This window comes from Rhodococcus sp. PvR044 (genome assembly GCF_040548995.1).
Taxonomy (GTDB): domain Bacteria; phylum Actinomycetota; class Actinomycetes; order Mycobacteriales; family Mycobacteriaceae; genus Rhodococcus_G; species Rhodococcus_G oryzae.
Window position 1 is genome coordinate 184440 of sequence record NZ_JBEPSX010000001.1, and the last position, 18784, is coordinate 203223.

Below are 18784 nucleotides of genomic sequence, written 5' to 3' on the forward strand. Positions count from 1 at the left end.
ATCCGGTCCGTGGCCGGAGAAGGCTCGGGTCCATGGAATCGCTGCGCGGCCGCGTCGCGCTGGTGACCGGGGCGACCGGTGGGCTCGGCCCCGTCATCGCCCGCGCGCTCGCACGTGAGGGCATGGACCTGGTGGTCACCGGCAGGCGGGTGGACGCCCTCGACGCCACGGCGGCGGCCCTGCGGGCGACCGGAGCGCGGGCGGACTCGGTGCCGGCCGACCTCGCGGACCTGGATGCGACCGGGGCCCTGATCGAGCACGTCGAGCGATCCTTCGGCCCGATCGACGTCCTGGTCAACAATGCCGGTGTCGAGAATGTTGCGGCGTTCACCGCGCTCACTCCCGAGGAGCTGACGGCGATGGTCGACGTCAACCTCTCGGCGCCGATGTTGCTCACCAGGCACGTGCTGCCGGGCATGCTGGCGCGTGGCCGCGGCCATGTCGTGTTCATCAGCTCGATGGCGGGCAAGTACGGGCCGGCGTTCTGTGGGCCGTATGCCGCGACCAAGGCGGCCCTGATCGGGCTCGCCCAGTCGCTACGTGCCGAGTACGGGCAGTCGCCGGTCGGATTCTCCGTGGTGTGTCCGGGATTCATCGGCGGCGACGGCATGTACCAGCGGATGGTCGAGCGCGGTTTCCGGTCCAATCGGGTGATCGGCGAGACCACCACGTCGAAGGTGGCGGACAGGGTGGTGACGGCCATCCGACGCGACCTGCCCGAGGTCATCGAGAGTGGCGCCCCGATCCGCCCGCTGCTGTCGTTTGCCGCGCTGGCCCCCCGTCTAGCGGAGCGGATCGCGGGGAAGGTCGGAGTCAACGCGATGTTCCGACGCCTCAGCGAGGAGCGTGGGAGGACCGGGTAGCGCGGGTCGGCGGGACGGGGGGACGGGGGGACGGCCCGGCCGCGGCGTCGGGATAGATTTGTCGGGTGATTGTTGCGCTCATCGACTCCGGCCTGGGGCTGCTGCCGACGTCGGCCTGGCTGCGGCGTCTCCGCCCCGAACTGGACCTGCTGCTCTCACTCGACCCGGACGGCGCGCACTGGGGGCCCAAGCCCGAGCAGTGGGTGATCGATCGCGTGGTCGGGGCGGCCGAGCACGCCGTGGACCTGGGTGCCGAGGTCGTCGTGCTGCCCTGCAACACCGCCAGCGTGACCGCCCTCGACCATGTCCGGGACCGGCTGGGCGACGCGATCCCGGTGATCGGGACCGTGCCCGCGATCAAGCCGGCGGCCGCGGCCAGTCGCTCGGTCGCGATCTGGGCCACCGCGGCCACCACCGCCAGTCGGTACCAGGCCGACCTGATCGAGCGGTTCGCCAACGGCACCGCCGTGGTCGGGGTGGCGTGTCACGGGCTGGCCGAGGCGATCGACCTTGGCGACACCGACCTGGCGAAGCGGGCGATCGCGGACGCCGTGGCTCGCACCCCGGTCGACTGCGACGGGGTGGTCCTCGGCTGCACGCACTATCCGCTGATGGCCGAGGAGATCGCGGACCAGTTGCCCGCCGGGGTCACCCTCTTCGACAGCGCGGAGGCCGTCGCGGCCCAGACGCTCCGGCGCATCGACGCGCTCGGCCGGGACGCGAGCGGAAGCGGCTCGGTGAAGGTGCTGCTCAGTGGCAGGCCGGGGGAGCTGCCCGCAGGTGCTGCGGCGTTCGAGGCCGGCCGCCTGCTCGGCTGACGCACGTCGCTAGGCCCCGGCGGTGCCGAGCTGTTCGAGGCCCGCGGCCACCACGCGAGCGACGCCGCCCAGGTCCTCGCGGTGCTCGCGGGTGCCGTCGAGATCGCGGAGCCGGTCGATGCTGGCGACGGAGAACATCGCGGCCACCCAGATCGTCGCGCAGGAATCGAGTACCCGCGCGGACACCGCCACCGGCGAGCTCGCGCGCAGGACCTCGACGGTCGCATCGTGCAGGTAGGTGCGGAATCGCCGCAGGTGCGCGCGGACGGCGGGGTGGGTCTCCGCCTCGCGCCAGATGATCACCCGCATCACCGAGGAGTGGTGGTCCCTGAGGTTGAGCGCGGCCTCGAGGTTGACCAGGGTGGACTCCGGTTCGCCGGTGACCACCAGCCCGGCGACGTCGGCCAGCGGTTCCGCGGGCAGTCGCTCGGCTATGAGCGTGGTGAGGATCGCCGACTTGGTCGGGAAATAGTAGAAAACCAGGCCCTTCGGCACGCCCGCCTGCTTCGCGATGGCCGCGGTCGAGGTCGCGTCGAAGCCCGACTCGGCGATCAACTCCTCGGCGGCGTCGAGGATCAGCTCCCTCGCGTCACCATCCACGCTGGCGGTCCGGCGTTGGCGCGGACCTGGCATTCGGTTGCCTCCACACGTGTTTCGTCAGGCGCGATCATCTGACCGAGCCCGGATGTCCGACCGGCTGGAGCGAGGCCGACGGCCTTCGCTCCAGCACGGGACTGTTGTTCGATTCTGTCAGGGATCGACGGTCCGTCAGTGATGCGTCGCCAATCCGCCGCCGTGTCCGATGTGCAGCCTCGAGCCCTCCGGCATCGCGGCCATCGCCGTGAGCACCGTCAGCACTCCGCCGATCCATGAGGTCCAGGCGGCGCCTGCCATGTCGGCGAAGCCCATCACCCACGGAGAGAGGAACATCAGCACGCCGAGAACGCCCATCGCCCACGGGAGCGCCGGCATCTCTGCCGACATCATGTGCGCCAACCCCGCGACCGCCACCAGTGCACCCAGCACGATCATCGACCACATCGCGGCGTCGTTCGTGTCCATCCACAGCGGGGACAGCGCCACGACCACGCCGATCACCACGGCGGCCCAATCCTGCCACCGAGCCATTGCTGCCTTCATTTCCTGCCTCCTCGACGAGGGAACCCCGCTACCTCAGGTATAACCCTGATTGACCGGCCGATCAATAGCTGCGCGACGTCGGTTCTGATTCGCCCGGCCCCGCCGTCTGGCAAGGTCGGGGCATGGACGATGCGGCGGCGGTGACCAGGGCGTTGGCACTGGTGTCGAGCCCGGCCGATGTCGTCGAGCTGCAGCGGTTCTTCAAGACCGGCCCTGGCGAGTACGGCGAGGGTGACGTCTTCATCGGTGTTCGGGTGCCCGCCACCCGAACGGTGGCGAAGCGGTTCGCGGACCTGCCGTTGGCCGAGGTCGACGCGCTGCTCGACAGCGAGGTGCACGAGCACCGCCTGGCCGCGCTGGTCATACTGAACGGCCGGTTCACGCGGGCCTCCGGAGCGCGGACGCGCGACGAGGCCGAGCGCGAGCGGATCGCCGATTTCTATCTGGCCGCCGTGCTCCGGGGTCGGGTGAACAACTGGGACCTGGTCGACACCTCGGCGGTGACGGTGCTCGGCGGGTGGCTGTTCGACCGGCCGCGAGACCTGGTCCACGAGCTCGGCGCGGACCCCGACCTGTGGCGGCGCCGGGTGGCGCTGCTGACCACGTTCGGGTTCATCCGCCGAGGCGACGCGACCACCACACTGGAGCTGGCGCCGCGTCTGCTCGAGGACCGGCGCGACCTCACCCAGAAGGCGCTCGGCTGGATGCTGCGCGAGGTCGGCAAACAGGTGGACCGGCAGCTGCTCACGGGGTTCCTCGACGAGCACGCCGCCGCGATGGGCGCGACCGCGCTCAGCTACGCCACCGAGCACCTGGACGCGGACACCCGCGCGCGGTACAGGCGGCTACGCCGCCCGTGAGCGCTCGACGAGTGTGGGGACTCGGTAACCGCGCACGGGCGGCGAAGCCGCCTAGAACTCGATCTTGAGGTGGTCGGTGACCGGGCGGGCCTGGCAGCCGAGGATGTAGCCGGCTGCGATGTCCTCGGGGTCGAGGATCTCGCTGTTCTCCATCTCGACCTTGCCCTCGAGCACGGTGCAGGCGCAGGAGCCGCACTCGCCCTCCTGGCAGGAGTACGGCACGTCGAGACCCTTCGACAGCATGATGTCGACGAGGGTCTGCTTGCGCGGCCAGCTCATCGTGTGGGTCTCACCGTCGAGCTGCACCTCGACGGTGGCGGCGTCCGCGGCCTCCTCCTCGGTGACCTCTTCGAGCGCCACGTCCTGGAACGGGTCACCCGCGAGCGAGTTGAACACCTCGGCGTGCACGGAGTTGCGCGGGACGCCCGCCTCGGCGAGCGCCTTGTGCACCGTGTCCATGAACGGGCCGGGGCCGCACATGAAGGACTCGAAGCCGCCGAACGGCTTGGCGAGGGTGGCGAACTGGTCGGGCGTCGGCAGCCCCTGCAGGGACTCGAGCCAGTGCACGACGGTCAGGCGGGTCGGGTACTGGGCCGCGAGGCCGCGCAGCTCGTCGGCGAAGATGACCGACTTCTCGTCGCGGTTGGCGTAGATCAGCACCACCTTGCCGGTGCCCTCGGTGAGCGCGGACTTGAGGATAGAGATCACCGGGGTGATCCCGCTGCCCGCGCCCCAGAGCAGGAAGTCGTGGTCGAGCGACTTGGGCGTGAACACACCGGACGGGGGCAGCACCTCGATGGTGTCGCCGGCCTTGACGTTGTCGCACAGCCAGTTGGAGCCGTATCCGTCGACGGTCCGCTTCACGGTGACCTTCGGCTCGGAGTCGCTGAAGGGCGAGCTGGCGAGGGAGTAGCAGCGGGCCACGGAACCGGTCTGATCGCTGGGAATGCGCAGGGTGAGGAACTGGCCGGGCTTGTAGTCGAACTTGCCGCGATGCTCGTCCGGGACGGTGAAGACCAGCGACCTGGCGTCGGAGGTCTCCTCGACGACCCCGGAGACGGTGAGGACAACCGACCTGGAGCTGTGCGGCATGTCAACGGTGGTCATCGCGGCGGATCCTCTCGGGGGTGAATCTGGAACGTGTTCTAGTTTTCAAATGTAGCAGGAAAACATGCAACCAGGTGGATCGTAAATTGCAGAGTGGCGATCCCGATAATCGGGATGCGGCAGCTCAGGGATGGTCGGCCGCGCCACCCGGCGGCGGCGATCGGGCTGGTCAGTCGCGTCCGGCAGCGGAGGTGCCGAGCCCGTGTGAGAGGACCTCGCTCCCCGCGCGGAGCAGATCGGGCAGCTCGAGGGAGTCGTCGGTGAGCCACTGCTCATAGGCCGAGAGGGCGATGCCGAGGACCATCCAGCCGATCGTGCGGGGCAGGTGATCGCCGGGTCGGCAGCCCATCCGGTCGGCCACGTAGTCGGCGATCACGCCGCGCCAGCCGTCGTACATCACCATCGAATACGCCTGCAGCGCCGGGGCTTGCAGGATTATCTCCATCCGCTTGCGGTGCAGCGCGGCCACGGTGGGCGAGAAGCTGTTGAACTCGAGCAGCGCCGAGGCGAGTCCCTCTGCAAGCGGGATGTCGCGGGGGAGTTCCGCGAGCTGCTCGCGCATGTTCGCCAGATGTAGGTCGAAGTCGCCCCACGGCACCGCGTTCTTGGAGGGGAAGTAGCGGAAGAAGGTGCGCCTGGCGATACCGGCGGCCTCCGCGATCTGATCGACGCTGGTCTCCTCGAAACCGTGCTCGGCGAACAGTTCGATGCCGATATTGCTGATCCGATCGCGCGTCGTCGACGGCCGACGACCTATGCGACCTGCGGGTTTGCTACCGGCCTGCGTCAATTTCCCCTCCGGACCTTTCATTGTGCACTCGATGCCATTAGTGTGGTGAGCCGAGTCACAGCGAACTGATCGCCGTGACTGACGCCAACCCTGACACAGGAGGTATGTAGATGTCTGAGCATCGCGAAAGCGTCGTTGCCGGGACCGAGCTCGTCGAGGAGGCCTTGGTCGAAGAGGTCTCGATCGACGGCATGTGCGGCGTGTACTGACCGTGGATCTCGACACCGGGTGGAAGCTTCACCCGCAGGTGGCGCTTCGCCCCGAACCTTTCGGGGCGTTGCTCTACCACTTTGGGACCAGGAAGCTCTCGTTCCTGAAGAACCGCACCATCGTCGAGATCGTGCGGGCCCTGCCCGACCATCCCGACGCCAGGACGGCCATCCGCGCGGCGGGTATCGACGAGGCGCAGGTGGACACCTACGCCCGTGCGCTCGCCACGCTGGCCGATTCGAAGATGATCGTGCCCGGCGCGTCCGCGGCCTGAGCTCGCCCGATCCGCCACCCCACTCCTCGAGGACACAGCCCATGACCTCCATGCTCGATCGCCCCGCACCCGCCCCGGTCGGCCGGCTCGTCGACCAGTTCGAACTCGGACTGGACGCGCCCATCTGCCTCACCTGGGAGCTCACCTACGCCTGCAACCTCTCCTGCGTGCACTGCCTGTCGTCGTCCGGCAGGCGCGATCCGCGCGAGCTGAGCACCGAGCAGTGCAAGTCCATCATCGACGAGCTGCAGCGGATGCAGGTGTTCTACGTGAACATCGGCGGCGGCGAGCCCACCGTCCGGTCCGATTTCTGGGAGCTCGTGGACTACGCCACCGAGCACCAGGTTGGCGTCAAGTTCTCCACGAACGGTGTGAAGATCGACAAGAAGGTCGCCGCGCGACTGGCGGCCAGCGACTACGTCGATGTGCAGATCTCCATCGACGGCGCGACCGCTGAGGTCAACGACGCGGTTCGCGGCCCCGGCTCCTTCGCGATGGCGGTCCGTGCGCTCGAGAATCTCGCCGAGGCGGGCTTCAAGGACGCCAAGATCTCCGTCGTCGTCACCCGCCACAACGTCGGCCAGCTCGACGAGTTCAAGGCGCTCGCCGACAAGTACGGCGCGACGCTGCGGATCACCCGGCTCCGCCCGTCCGGCCGTGGCGCCGACGTCTGGGACGAGCTGCACCCGACGCAGCCGCAGCAGCGCGAGCTGTACAACTGGCTCGTCGCGAACGGCGGAGGGGTCCTGACCGGCGACTCGTTCTTCCACCTGTCCGCCTACGGCGACGCGCTCCCCGGCCTGAACCTGTGTGGCGCCGGACGGGTGGTGTGCCTGATCGACCCGGTCGGCGACGTGTACGCGTGTCCCTTCGCGATCCACGAGCAGTTCCTCGCGGGAAACATCGTGGCCGACGGTGGTTTCCAGCACGTGTGGCAGCACTCCGAGCTGTTCACCGAGCTGCGTTCCCCGCAGACCGGCGGCGCGTGCAGCAAGTGCGACCACTACGACTCCTGCCGCGGCGGCTGCATGGCGGCCAAGTTCTTCACCGGCCTGCCGATGGACGGTCCTGACCCCGAGTGCGTGCAGGGCTACGGCGAGGCCGCGCTCGCGGGCACCCGCGGCGAGATCCCCAAGTCGAGCGTCGACCACTCCCGCACCGGGAACCGTCGCACCCCGCGGGCGCCCGTCCCGCTGCAGCTGATGGTGCGCCCGCCCGCCAAGGTCTGCGACGAGAACCCGCTCGCGGGCATGAATTAACGAGACTCGTTCACTCAGTAGAAAAGGTTCAGTGATGGCCAAGAATGCCTGGTTCGAAACCGTTGCCGAGGCGCAGCGGCGGGCCAAGAAGCGGCTGCCGAAGTCGGTGTACGGCGCGTTGATCGCCGGTTCGGAGCAGGGCCTGACCCTCGACGACAACACGTCTGCCTTCGGTGAGCTCGGATTCGCCCCGCACGTCGCGGGGCTGTCGGACAAGCGTGATCTGTCGACCACCGTGATGGGACAGCCGATCTCGATGCCGGTGCTGATCTCGCCGACCGGCGTGCAGGCCGTGCACCCCGACGGCGAGGTCGCGGTCGCAAGGGCCGCCGCCGCCCGCGGCATCGCGATGGGGCTGAGCTCGTTCGCGAGCAAGTCGATCGAAGAGGTGACGGCGGCCAACCCGCAGACCTTCTTCCAGATGTACTGGGTCGGCAGCCGGGAGGTGCTGCTGCAGCGCATGGAGCGGGCGCGAGCGGCCGGGGCGACCGGGCTGATCATGACCCTGGACTGGTCGTTCTCGCACGGACGCGACTGGGGCAGCCCGGCGATCCCGGAGAAGATGGACCTCAAGGCCATGGTCCGGTTCGCGCCCGAGGCCATCACCCGGCCGAAGTGGTTGTGGGAGTTCGCGAAGACCGGCCGGGTGCCGGACCTGACCACCCCCAACCTGGCCGCGCCCGGCGAGCAGCCCCCGACCTTCTTCGGCGCGTACGGCGAGTGGATGGGCACGCCGCTGCCGTCCTGGGAGGACGTCGCATGGCTGCGTGAGCAGTGGGGCGGTCCGTTCATGCTCAAGGGCGTCATGCGGGTCGACGACGCCAAGCGCGCGGCCGACGCGGGCGTCACCGCGATCTCGGTGTCGAACCACGGCGGCAACAACCTCGACGGCACCCCCGCGCCGATCCGGGCGCTGCCCGCGATCGCGGAGGCCGTCGGAAGTGAGATCGAGGTCCTGCTCGACGGTGGCATCCGGCGCGGCAGCGATGTCGTCAAGGCGGTCGCCCTCGGTGCCCGCGCGGTGATGATCGGTCGCGGCTACCTGTGGGGCCTGTCGGCCAACGGCCAGGCGGGTGTCGAGAACGTGCTCGACATCCTCCGCGGCGGAATCGATTCGGCGCTACTGGGTCTCGGGCACTCATCCGTGCAGGACCTGACCGCCGCGGACATCGTCATCCCGCCGGGATTCGCCCGCCCGCTCGGCCTCTGAGCCAGGCGTAGGCGTCGCAGGTCGTGACGCAGCGGTTGATCGAAGGACTCACCCTGGCCGGGCGCACCGCCCGGTCCAGGGTGCTGTTCGGGCCCCATGAGACGAACCTGGGCAGCGACCGTGCCCTGTCCGGGCGCCACGTCGCGTACTACGAGCGACGGGCGCGCGGTGGTGCGGGCATCCTCGTCACCGAGGTCGCCTCGGTGCACGCCGACGACTGGCCGTACGAGCGGGCGCCGCTGGCCGCGGATTGCGGTCCCGGTTGGCGGGACATCGCGGCCGCGTGCAGGCCGCACGGGACGCTGGTACTGGCCGGACTCGGCCACACCGGGCTGCAGGGCTCGAGCGCGCACTCGCAGTCGGCGCTGTGGGGGCCCTCGCGCGTGGCCGACGTCGTCACCCGCGAGCTGCCCATGGAGATGGAACGGGCCGAGATCGACTCGCTGACAGCGGGATTCCGGTCGGCCGCGGCCTCGGCCAGGGACGCCGGGATGGACGGGGTCGAACTCGACGCGGGACCGCGGTCGCTGCTGCGGCAGTTCCATTCCGGGCTGACGAACCTGCGCGGCGACGGGTACGGCGTGGACCGGCTCAGGCTCACCCGCGAGGTGATCGAGGCCGTCCGCGGCGAGCTCGGTCCCGACCGGGTGCTGTCGCTGCGGCTGAGCTGCGACGAACTCGCGCCATGGGCGGGGATCACCCCCGAGATCGCCGCACAGCACGCCCGCGAGTTGGCGGAATCGCTCGACCTGCTCGTGGTCGTCCGCGGCGGTCCGATGTCGGTGGAGGCGTACCGGCCGGACGCCCACACGGCGCCGGTGTTCAACGTGAAACTGTGTTCGTCGATCCGTGCGGCGGTGGCGGGCGCGGTGCCGGTCGTGCTGCAGGGCAGCGTCACCGAGGCCGGACTGGCGGAGCGCGCGCTCGCGGACGGCGTCGCCGATGCGGTGGAGATGACCCGCGCGCAGATCGCCGAACCGGACCTTGTGCTCAAGGCGTGCCGCGGCGGCGAGACCCGGCAGCAGTCGGAGGCCGCGCCGCGGCCGTGCCTGCTGTGCAACCAGACCTGTCAGGTCCGCGACCCGCGCAATCCGATCATCACCTGCGTCGGGAATCCGTCGGCCGGGCACGAGAGCATCGAGCCCGACGAGGGGTCGCCCGCCCCGGAGCCGGGTGACGTCCTGGTCGTCGGTGGCGGGCCCGCAGGGCTCGAGGCCGCGCGAGTGCTGGCGTTGCGCGGCCACCGGGTCACCCTCGCCGAGCGCGGTTCCCGGCTCGGCGGCATGCTGCGGGTGGCCGCGGTGGGTGCCGGTCGCGACTCGCTCGCGACCCTGGTCGACTGGCTGGAGTCCGAATGCCGCCGGCTGGGCGTCAACGTCGAGACCGGCCGCGCGATCACGGCCGAGGAGATCGACGCGGCGAGATCTGCGGGCCGCGCGGTGATCCTGGCGACAGGAAGCGTGCCGAGCCCGTGGCCCGGTGACCGCCACGCGAGCGTCGAGATCGTGGGCCCCCAGGAGGTGCTGGCCGGAAAGCCGTTGCGGGACGGCCCGATCCTGGTGTTCGACCCGGTGGGGGACCAGGCGGCCGTCGGCGTCGCCGAATGGCTCGCCGCCCGCGGCCGCGAGGTGTCCATCGCGACACCGGACCAGGTCGTCGGCGTTCAGTTGGGCCGGACCGGTGACCTCTCCGCCGCCAATGCCCGGCTGCAGCGGGCATGCATCGCGCGCCACCTGAGCACGACCGTTCGCTCGATCGCCGCCGGCGGTGTCCTGTTGGAGAACGTCCACACCGGCGAGCGGCGGCTGCAGGCCGCCGCCACCCTGATCGACTGCACACACCGGCTTCCCGAGGAATCCCTGGTCCTGCCGTCGCCCGCATCGGTCCGGATCGGGGACTGCCTGGCACCGCGAACCGCCGCCGAAGCGATCCGCGAGGGCCGGGCGGCGGCAGTGGTGGCCTTTCGCCGGGAGACGCGGCCATGACCCACCGGCACCTGCTGACCCCGTTGGCCCTGGGGCGGCTGACCCTGCGTAACCGGGTGGTGTTCTCGGCGCATCTGACCAACAGTGCCCGCGGCGGCCTTCCCACCGAGCAGCACATCGCGTACTACGAGGCGCGCGCCAAGGGCGGCGCGGGACTGATCATCACCGAGGAACACAGCACCCACCCGTCGGACTGGCCGTACGAGAAGCTGATCCAGGGTTACCGACCCGAGGTGATCCCGCACTACCGGACGCTCACCGACACGGTGCGCGCCCACGGTTCGGTGATCCTGGCCCAGCTCAACCACAACGGCGGGCAGGGCTCCGGGATGTACTCGCGGCGGCCGGTTCTGGCGCCGAGCCCGGTGGCCGACCCGCTGTTCCGCGAGGTGCCGAAGGCGCTCGACCCGGCCGAGATCGCGGAGCTCGTCGCCGGCTTCGCAACGACCGCCGAGCACTGCAGGCGCGGCGGCTTCGACGGTGTCGAGATCCAGTGCTCACAGGCCTCGATCGTGCGGGCCTTCCTCTCGCCCGACACCAACCGGCGCACCGATCGGTACGGGGGCGCCCTGGCGAATCGTGCCCGATTCCTGCTCGAGATCGTGGCGTCGGTGCGCGCGGCGCTGGGGCCCGAGCCGGTGCTGGGCGTGCGGCTGACCGGTGAGGAGTCGATCGAGAACGGCATCCATCTCGACGAGGCGGTCGAGGTCGCCGCGATGGTGGAGGCCTGCGGGCAGGTCGACTACATCAACACCTCGATCGGCATGGCGACGCAGACCCTGCACCTGATCGAGGGCTCCATGGCGGTCCCGCGCGGATACGCCCTGTTCATCCCGAACGCGATCCGCAAGAGGGTGACGCTGCCGGTGATCGGCGTCGGCCGGTTCACGGACCCAGAGCAGGCGGATCTCGCGATCGAGGAGGGCCATTGCGACCTGATCGGGGTCGTGCGCGGGCAGATCGCAGACCCTGATTTCGCGGCCAAGGCAGCGGCAGGACGATCCGGTGAGATTCGGACCTGCCTGTCCTGCAACCAGGAGTGCATCGGCAGGGTCGGTCTGGGCCGTTGGCTCGGCTGTGTCGAGAATCCCAGGGCCGGAAGGGAATCGGTGCCGCTGCCGATGCCCCGACGGTTCGGCCTGCGGGTGTGCGTGATCGGCGGCGGACCGGCCGGGTTGCAGGCCGCGGCCACCGCCGCGCAGAGCGGTCACCGGGTGACGCTGTTCGAGCGGGACGCCCGCACCGGCGGCCAGGTCCGCGTCGCGGCGGGTGCGGCAGGCCGGGCCGAGTTCGGCGAGCTGGTCCGGAATCTCGAGGCGGAATGCGTGCGGTCCGGGGTCGAGGTCATGACCGGCGTCGACGTGGACGCGGACCTGCTCCGGTCACTGGCGCCCGACGCGGTGATCGTCGCGACCGGGGCCCGGCCGCGACGGCCGGGGTGGGCGGGCGAGTCGGCGCGGGTGGTGGACGTGCGGGACGTGCTCGAGGGCCGGGTCGAACCCGGCGGCCGGGTGCTCGTGATCGACGAGCTGGGCTTCCACCAGGCGACGTCGGTCGCCGAATCGCTGGCCGACCGTGGCTGTGTGGTGACAGTCGCGACCAACGGCATGATCGTCGGCCAGGACCTTGGCCTCACGCTGGACATGGAGGGCTGGCAGCGCAGGGCGCACCGCAAGGGCATCGCGCAGCTCACGGACCTGGTGCCGATGGCGGTCGCCGACGCGCCGGGGTCGGCGGTGAGGGTCGCGCTGCTGCATCATCCGACCGGGATCACCTCCGAGTCGGAGTTCGACTGGGTGGTGTGTGCGGTGCACCAGCAGCCCGAGGACCGACTCTGGAAGCAGTTGTCCGGGAGCGAGTTCGAGGTTCACCGGATAGGTGACGCGCTGACCCCGCGGCGCGCGGACGCGGCGGTGCGGGAGGGCCACCGGGTCGCCGTCGCGCTCTGACGCGTGTCAGATGCCGGTGGCGCGGTCGCCCGGCAGCAGGCCTTGTGGCAGCTGGCTGAACACCCAGCCTTGCGCGCCGTTCCGGGTGAGCACCCAGATCACGTCGAAGCGGTCCTCGGGCCACGGGTCGGGCGGTGTGGAATCGACCTCGCCGAGCGTATCGACGATCTCCGGGAGGTACTCGCGCTGCCAGGAGATGAGGACCGGGCCGGGGGTGCGCAGTACCCGCTCGGCGAGTGCCTTGACGTCGGAACGGCCGAAGTCGGTGTCCACCTCTAGGCCGAGCTTGTCGGCGAGCGGCGAGATCGTCTGCAGCGAGCGCTTGCTGCCGTCTTTCTTGCGCGGTGTCGAGGCGAACAGGGCCCGCGGGCGCACCAGCCCGGTGGGTGGCTCGCCGCCGTCGGGCGCGAAGAGTGCGGCGAGGGCGGTGGCGCGTTGCCAGCCGACCGGGGTGAGCGATTCGTCGCACCGGGACCCGGCGCGGTCCACGCCGAAGGGTGGCTCGTCGCCCTCGGGCCGTTCCGCATGCCGGATCAGCATGATCGTCGTCGCGCGCGTCGCCTCGTCCTCGGCCATGGCGTCATCCTGCCCTTCTGCCGGTCAGTCCGCCCGCTGGTTCCCGGTATCCGCGGCGTACTGGAGCAGGCCCCAGGAGAACTGAGCCTCGCAGGCCGCACCGTCAGGAGTGGTGAAGGCGGCGGCCGCATGGCTGGCGACTGCACCGCCGGACATGCGGTAACGAACGGGGGAGCAGGCCGCCTCCACGTCGTCGATGACCAGTAGCCACGGTCGTAGGTCCGCCACCGAGGCGATGGCGGGCGCGGTCGAGTCGGCCATCCTGGCCAACCGCTCGTCGACGACGTCCCCGCCCGGCCCGAAGGCGATCTGGAACTGCAGCCCGGGCCACAGCGGCATCGGCCAGGCCTCGACGGCCAGCTCGCCGACCACGGGCACCGTGCGCGAGCTCACCACGGCGGGCTTGCCGAGGGCGAGTCGGTACCGCGCCGCGCCACCGGAGAAGCCGCCCCGCAGGCCGCGCTGCCACTGGGCGTGCGCGGCGCGCAGGTCGGTGGCGCTCTTGCCGAGGTTCTTGAGGGCTGCCCCGACCAGTGCCTGCTGATGGTCGTGCATCCGGCGGAGCAGCATGAGTTCGAAGTTGACGACGCCAAATCCTCTGAGCGGCATCCGGTCCAGCGTCACGCCATCCTCCAGCCGAGGGTCCTGTGGGTGAGTCGATGGTAGTCGTCGGGCCGTCTGCGACTCCCGTCGGAATAGCATCGATGCATGCCACTGGACCTCGCGGGCGCGACCTGGCCCGACATCGACGCCGACGCACCCGTCCTCGCGGTGCCGGTCGGTTCGGTCGAGCAGCACGGGCCGCACCTGCCGCTGGACACCGACACCCGGATCGCGGTCGCGGTGGCGCGGTCGCTGCCCGGCATGACGGTCGCCCCCGCCATCGCCTACGGCGCCAGCGGTGAGCACGAGGGATTCGCGGGAACCGTCTCGCTGGGCGCGCCCGCGCTCGAGGCGGTGGTCGTCGAATACGGGCGTTCGGCGTGTCGCTGGTCCCCGCGCGTGTTGCTGGTGAACGGGCACGGCGGTAACGCGCCCACCCTCGCCAAGGCGGTCGCGTTGCTGCGCTACGAGGGCAGGGACGTCGCCTGGTTGCCCTGCGCGGTGCCGGGGGCCGATGCGCACGCGGGGCGCACTGAAACCTCCCTGCTGCTGCACCTTTCGCCAGGTGACGTGCGGATGGACAGGGCGCAACCGGGCGTCACCGAACCGATCGGTGCGCTGATGGACCGGTTGCGGGCCGGTGGGATCGCGTCCGTCAGCGCGAACGGGGTGCTCGGCGATCCGACAGGGGCGAGTGTGGCCGAGGGTGAACGGATGTTCGAGCAGATGCTGGCGCGTTGTGTTGCGGCGGTGTTGCGATGGCAACCAGATGGCAAAGGCATGTTGCGGTGAGAGCAGATCCGAATACGATCACCTGATGCGCCAAGCTCGACTGCCCGACGGATTCGGGGTGAGAATCGATCCCAAGGTGCGCACCTTCTCGGGTGGACGGGTACTGATCGGGGGTTCCCCGACCCGGATGCTCAAGCTCGCCCCGACGGCGGCGGCGATGATCGGTGACGGATACCTGAAGGTCGTCGACACCCAATCCGCACAGGTTGCCCGGCACCTCCTCGATTCCGGGGTGGCGAACCCCCGGCCGATGAGCTCGCCGTCGAATCAGGACGTCACGGTCGTCATCCCCCTGCACAACAACATCACCGGCTTGAACCGACTGCTGCCCGCGCTGCGCGGACTCTCGGTGATCGTCGTCGACGACGGCTCCGACGATCCGGTGACGACTCCGCCGTGCTGCGACGGGCGGGCCGACGTGCGGGTTCTCCGGCATCCGACAGCGCTCGGTCCTGCTGCCGCCCGTAACACCGGAATGGCCGCCGCGACAACGGAGTACGTAGCCTTCCTGGATTCCGACGTGGTACCCCGGCTCGGCTGGCTCGAGGCGATGCTGGGCCACTTCAGTGACCCGGCGGTAGCGATGACCGCACCGCGGATCGTCGCGCTCGAGCCGGATGCGGGCGCGATCGGCCGCTACGAGCACGCTCGATCCTCCCTCGATCTGGGGCGCAAGGAGGGCGCGGTGCGGGCGGGGAGCCCGGTGTCCTACGTGCCCAGTGCGGCGATGCTGGTGCGCAGGCGCGCGCTCGAGGAGTGCGGTGGCTTCGACGCGGAGATGCATGTGGCCGAGGACGTCGACCTCTGCTGGCGACTGCATGCGGACGGCTGGCGGCTGCGCTACGAGCCGATCGCCAATGTCGCCCATGATCACCGCGTCTCGTTCCGGAAGTGGTTCGGGCGCAAGCTCTTCTACGGCACGGGTGCGGCTCCGCTCGCGCTCCGGCACGAGGGGCTGGTGCCGCCCGTCGCCATGTCGCCCTTGACGCTGCTGGCCGTCCTGCTCGCCGCGACCTGCACCAGGCTCGGCCTCGCCGGCTCCCTGGTCGCGCAGCTCGTCACCGTCATCCGCCTGCGCCGGACGTTCCGGGAACTCGACCAACCCACCCGGATCTCGGTCGTCCTCACCGCGCAGGGCTTCGCGGGCGGAGTCTGGCAGCTCGCATCCGCGATGTGCAGGCATTATTGGCCGGTGACGCTGGTGGCCGCCTTGGTCTCGTCCCGAGTCCGCCGCGCCCTGCTGGCGGTGGCCGTGGCCGAGGGCCTCGCGGACTGGTACACGCACCGCGAGCCCGGAGGGCTGGGGCCGGTGCGGCACACCGTGTTCAAGCGGATGGACGACATCGCCTACGGCACCGGGCTCTGGCGCGGGGCGATCGCGGAGCGCAGCCTCGCCGCGCTGAAGCCCCGGCTGCGGGGCTGACCGGTGCCGGCCCCCGATCCGGTGGCCGATGTGATCGTGGTGGGCGGCGGGTCCAGCGGGTGCGTCGTGGCGGCGCGCATGAGTGCGAACCCCGATCGTGCGGTGCTGTTGATCGAGGCTGGACCCGGGTCGAGCGATCCAGGGCCGCTCGGGCTGCTGCCGGTCGGACCGCGCAGCGATGTCGCCGCGAGCTACCCGGTCGAATTGCGGCCGGGGCGCAGCACGACCATCTCCCGTGGCCGGGTGCTCGGCGGGTCAGGGGCGGTCAACGGCGGCTACTTCATCCGCGGTACCGAATCCGACTTTCGGAGCTGGCCGCAGACGTGGTCGTATTCCCAAGTGCTGCCGTACTTCCGGAAGCTCGAGACGGACCGGGTGGGGGACCCTCGCTGGCACGGTGACGACGGTCCGATGCCGGTGACCAGGATCGGTCGCGAGGACATGCATCCCGTCAGCTCCGCCTTCCTCGACGCCTGCGAGGCGGAGGGGTTCGGGTATGCCGCGGATCTCAACGAGCCGAACGCGGACGGTGCCGGTCCGGTGCCGCTCAACGCGGTCGCGGGGCACCGGATCAGCACGGCGTCCGCATACCTCGAACCGAACCTCGCCAGACCGAACCTGCGGGTGCGGACCGGCGTCGTCGCCCGCCGCGTGGTGTTCGACGGCGTGCGGGCGGTGGGAGTCGAGGCCGAGATCGCGGGTGAGCGGCGCCTGCTGCGGGCCCGTCAGGTGGTGCTGTGCGCGGGTGCGATCGGTACCGCCCATCTGTTGATGCACTCCGGAATAGGTCCGGCGCAACATCTTTCGGGACACGGGCTGCCGGTGATCGCGGATCGGCCCGGTGTCGGTCGTGACTTCGGGGACCATCCCGAGGTGACACTCGCGTACCGGCCTCGCCTGCTCGTTCCGAGGGAGGAGCGCACCGCCGTCCTGGAGGCGGTGTTGGAGGCGGACGGCATCGAGATCCGTCCGTACACCGCGCCCTTCGCGCAGATCATTCCGGGCGTGCTCGACGCGGAACCACGGCTCGGGGTGGCGCTGATGCGCCCGGACAGCAGGGGCGAGCTCACCCTGCGGTCGTCCGACCCTGCGGACCCGCCGGTCATCCGGTACCGGTACCTGGTCTCCGCGGCCGACCGGGCAGCGATGCGGTCCGGCCTCGATCTGGCGCGGGGGTTGCTGACCTCGGCGGCGTTCGGACGGGTGGCCGCCTGCCAGGGGGCGGGATCGCCGATCGAGCCATTGGAGAACCTCGGCACGTCCCTGCACCTGTCCGGAACCTGCCGGATGGGGTCGGAGGCCGACCGAGACGCCGTCGTGGACGACCGCTGCCGGGTGATCGGCGTGGACGGGGTCCTGGTAGCCGACACCTCGGTGATGCCCGTGGTGACCTCACGCGGCCCGCACGCGACCGCGGTGATGATCGCGGAACGGGTGTCCGCGCTGATCGAGGGCGGCACGAGTCCCACCCATGATGCCCAGGGAAGTGGCAGAGTGTGACCGGCGTTACAGTTGTGGGGACGTCACGGAGGAACTCGATTGACCAGAGCAACGCACGGCAACCCCTGGATTGCCGTACGGCCGGGCGATGATGTCGCGCAGCTGGCGCGGCTGATGTCGTCTGCCCACAGGTCGTTCGTCGACGGTGACCCGGCGCGGTCCGTCGATCCCGCGGCCGCCGGGCACGACCCGGTCCGGTCGGTGGTGCTCGATTCGTGGTTGCGCAGCCGGAACAAGGGCGTGAACCCAGATGCCGTCGGCGACGGCGTCGACCTCGACGGCATCGAACTGGAGCGGTACCGCGCCGCGCATCCGATGGCGCTGATCCGTCCCGTGGTCCGCAAGCTGTTGGTCGACGACGCCGCCGACACCGGCCTGCTCGTCGCGATCAGCGACGCCGAGGGGCGCCTGCTCTGGGTGGAGGGCGACTCGCAGGCCAAGGACCGGGCGCTCGCGATGAACTTCGTCGAGGGGGCCGACTGGAGCGAGGACCGCGTCGGCACCAATGCCCCCGGCACCGCGCTCGCGCTCGACCACTGCGTACAGATCTTCGAGGCCGAGCACTTCAGCCGCACGGTCCACGATTGGAGCTGCTCAGCGGCTCCCGTGCACGACCCGATGAGCGGGCAGATCCTCGGCGCCATCGACATCACCGGCGGACCGCGGGTGGCGGTGCCCGAGGTGCTCTCGTTGATCCGGGCCACCGTCGCCGCGGCGGAGTCCGAGCTCCGCCTGCACCTGCTGAACTCGCCCCGGCTCCTCGGCAATGCCTCACCGCGTCTCCAGGTGCTCGGATCCGAACGGCCGACCCTCGTGCGGGACGGCGACCGGACGAGCCTCTCGCAGCGGCACGCCGAGATCCTGCTGCTGCTGGCCGAACACCCAGAGGGTCTCAGTTCCGACCACCTCGCGGTGCTGCTCGACGAGTCGGAGCTGGACTCGGTGACCATCCGGGCGGAGATGTCGCGCCTGCGGAAGGTGTTCGGCGCCGCGGGCCTCGGCTCCCGTCCGTATCGGTTGTTGACCGAACTCGGCTCGGACGTGCAGGAGGTCCGTCACGCGCTCGATCGAGGTGACGCCGCGGCCGCTCTGCGGGTCTATCGCGGTCCGGTCCTGCCCGGCTCGGTCGCGCCCGGGGTCGAGGAGATCAGGGCGGACCTGCGCGGCCGCATGCGTGCGGCGCTGCTGCGGGCGGGCGACCAGGGCCTGCTCGCCAAGTGGACGAGCACGGTCGATGGCCGCGAGGACACCGGCGCGTGGGCCGCCTATCTGTCCTCGATGGACCGCCGATCGCCGATGTATGACCAGGTCAAGTCGAGGATCGAGACGCTCGACCGGCGGCTGGGAGTCTGAGTTCCATCGGACGCAACGTTGTTGCAACCCTCGCAATCCTAGTGTTCTGAATCACACCCCATGGCGACACTC

19 protein-coding genes are annotated in these 18784 nt (G+C 70.4%); 13 read left to right on the plus strand and 6 right to left on the minus strand.

Annotation, left to right across the window (positions count from 1 at the left end):
* Positions 1-32 precede the first annotated feature (32 nt).
* Entirely contained in the window at positions 33-863 is an 831-nt protein-coding gene (locus tag ABIC28_RS00965; protein WP_354577140.1) for an SDR family NAD(P)-dependent oxidoreductase, read from the plus strand.
* 65 nt (positions 864-928) lie between these two features.
* Positions 929-1681, plus strand: a complete 753-nt coding sequence (locus ABIC28_RS00970; RefSeq protein WP_097210998.1) for a glutamate racemase — start codon at positions 929-931, stop codon at positions 1679-1681.
* Between the two features lie 9 nt (positions 1682-1690).
* Here ABIC28_RS00970 and ABIC28_RS00975 read toward each other — a convergent pair whose 3' ends face one another.
* Positions 1691-2314 carry a TetR/AcrR family transcriptional regulator gene (locus ABIC28_RS00975; RefSeq protein ID WP_097210999.1) on the minus strand — a complete coding sequence of 208 codons (624 nt, stop codon included), beginning with the start codon at positions 2312-2314 and terminating at the stop codon, positions 1691-1693.
* 135 nt (positions 2315-2449) lie between these two features.
* Positions 2450-2821, minus strand: coding sequence for an SPW repeat protein (locus ABIC28_RS00980; RefSeq protein ID WP_027500601.1), 372 nt, complete (start codon positions 2819-2821; stop codon positions 2450-2452).
* Positions 2822-2943: 122 nt separating this feature from the next.
* Between ABIC28_RS00980 and ABIC28_RS00985 the strand changes: the two genes are divergently transcribed.
* Positions 2944-3681 (plus strand): DNA alkylation repair protein, encoded by a 738-nt coding sequence (locus ABIC28_RS00985; RefSeq protein ID WP_354577143.1) that lies wholly within the window; start codon positions 2944-2946, stop codon positions 3679-3681.
* 51 nt (positions 3682-3732) lie between these two features.
* On the opposite strand, the gene ABIC28_RS00990 is transcribed toward ABIC28_RS00985, so the two are convergent.
* A complete protein-coding gene (locus ABIC28_RS00990) occupies positions 3733-4788 on the minus strand; it encodes a ferredoxin--NADP reductase (RefSeq protein WP_269588623.1) in 1056 nt (351 codons plus the stop codon).
* A gap of 169 nt (positions 4789-4957) precedes the next feature.
* Complete coding sequence (mftR, locus tag ABIC28_RS00995) at positions 4958-5578, minus strand: mycofactocin system transcriptional regulator MftR (protein ID WP_245221159.1); 621 nt, start codon at positions 5576-5578, stop codon at positions 4958-4960.
* Between the two features lie 110 nt (positions 5579-5688).
* On the opposite strand from mftR, the gene mftA reads away from it, so the two are divergent.
* The 6 genes from mftA to ABIC28_RS01025 are packed head-to-tail and all read left to right on the plus strand — an operon-like array spanning position 5689 to position 12465.
* Complete coding sequence (gene mftA / locus ABIC28_RS01000) at positions 5689-5787, plus strand: mycofactocin precursor MftA (RefSeq protein ID WP_072750957.1); 99 nt, start codon at positions 5689-5691, stop codon at positions 5785-5787.
* Complete coding sequence (gene mftB / locus ABIC28_RS01005; RefSeq protein ID WP_072750956.1) at positions 5772-6062, plus strand: mycofactocin biosynthesis chaperone MftB; 291 nt, start codon at positions 5772-5774, stop codon at positions 6060-6062. Before mftA ends, mftB begins: the two co-directional genes overlap by 16 nt.
* A 41-nt stretch (positions 6063-6103) precedes the next feature.
* Positions 6104-7321 (plus strand): mycofactocin radical SAM maturase, encoded by a 1218-nt coding sequence (gene mftC / locus ABIC28_RS01010; protein ID WP_354577147.1) that lies wholly within the window; start codon positions 6104-6106, stop codon positions 7319-7321.
* A gap of 34 nt (positions 7322-7355) precedes the next feature.
* A complete protein-coding gene (mftD, locus tag ABIC28_RS01015) occupies positions 7356-8531 on the plus strand; it encodes a pre-mycofactocin synthase MftD (protein ID WP_077040772.1) in 1176 nt (391 codons plus the stop codon).
* Between the two features lie 23 nt (positions 8532-8554).
* Complete coding sequence (locus tag ABIC28_RS01020; protein ID WP_269588624.1) at positions 8555-10516, plus strand: mycofactocin system FadH/OYE family oxidoreductase 1; 1962 nt, start codon at positions 8555-8557, stop codon at positions 10514-10516.
* Positions 10513-12465: a mycofactocin system FadH/OYE family oxidoreductase 2 gene (locus ABIC28_RS01025; RefSeq protein ID WP_354577150.1), complete on the plus strand. Its 1953-nt coding sequence runs from the start codon at positions 10513-10515 to the stop codon at positions 12463-12465. The genes ABIC28_RS01020 and ABIC28_RS01025 overlap by 4 nt, the downstream gene beginning before the upstream one ends.
* A gap of 6 nt (positions 12466-12471) precedes the next feature.
* Here the strand turns inward: ABIC28_RS01025 and ABIC28_RS01030 are convergent, their stop codons facing one another.
* Entirely contained in the window at positions 12472-13041 is a 570-nt protein-coding gene (locus ABIC28_RS01030) for a histidine phosphatase family protein (RefSeq protein ID WP_097211007.1), read from the minus strand.
* A 24-nt stretch (positions 13042-13065) separates the two neighbouring features.
* Positions 13066-13665 carry a hypothetical protein gene (locus tag ABIC28_RS01035; RefSeq protein WP_354577153.1) on the minus strand — a complete coding sequence of 200 codons (600 nt, stop codon included), beginning with the start codon at positions 13663-13665 and terminating at the stop codon, positions 13066-13068.
* Positions 13666-13749: 84 nt separating this feature from the next.
* On the opposite strand from ABIC28_RS01035, the gene mftE reads away from it, so the two are divergent.
* From mftE to ABIC28_RS01055, 4 genes are all read left to right on the plus strand, one after another.
* The gene (mftE, locus tag ABIC28_RS01040; RefSeq protein WP_354577155.1) at positions 13750-14436 is read left to right on the plus strand and encodes a mycofactocin biosynthesis peptidyl-dipeptidase MftE; all 687 of its coding nucleotides are present in this window, start codon (positions 13750-13752) and stop codon (positions 14434-14436) included.
* Positions 14437-14461: 25 nt separating this feature from the next.
* Positions 14462-15859, plus strand: a complete 1398-nt coding sequence (gene mftF, locus ABIC28_RS01045) for a mycofactocin biosynthesis glycosyltransferase MftF (RefSeq protein WP_269588626.1) — start codon at positions 14462-14464, stop codon at positions 15857-15859.
* A 3-nt stretch (positions 15860-15862) separates the two neighbouring features.
* Positions 15863-17359, plus strand: coding sequence for a mycofactocin dehydrogenase MftG (mftG, locus tag ABIC28_RS01050; protein WP_269588627.1), 1497 nt, complete (start codon positions 15863-15865; stop codon positions 17357-17359).
* Between the two features lie 114 nt (positions 17360-17473).
* Positions 17474-18712 (plus strand): sigma-54-dependent transcriptional regulator family protein, encoded by a 1239-nt coding sequence (locus ABIC28_RS01055; protein WP_269588669.1) that lies wholly within the window; start codon positions 17474-17476, stop codon positions 18710-18712.
* Positions 18713-18784: the final 72 nt, after the last annotated feature.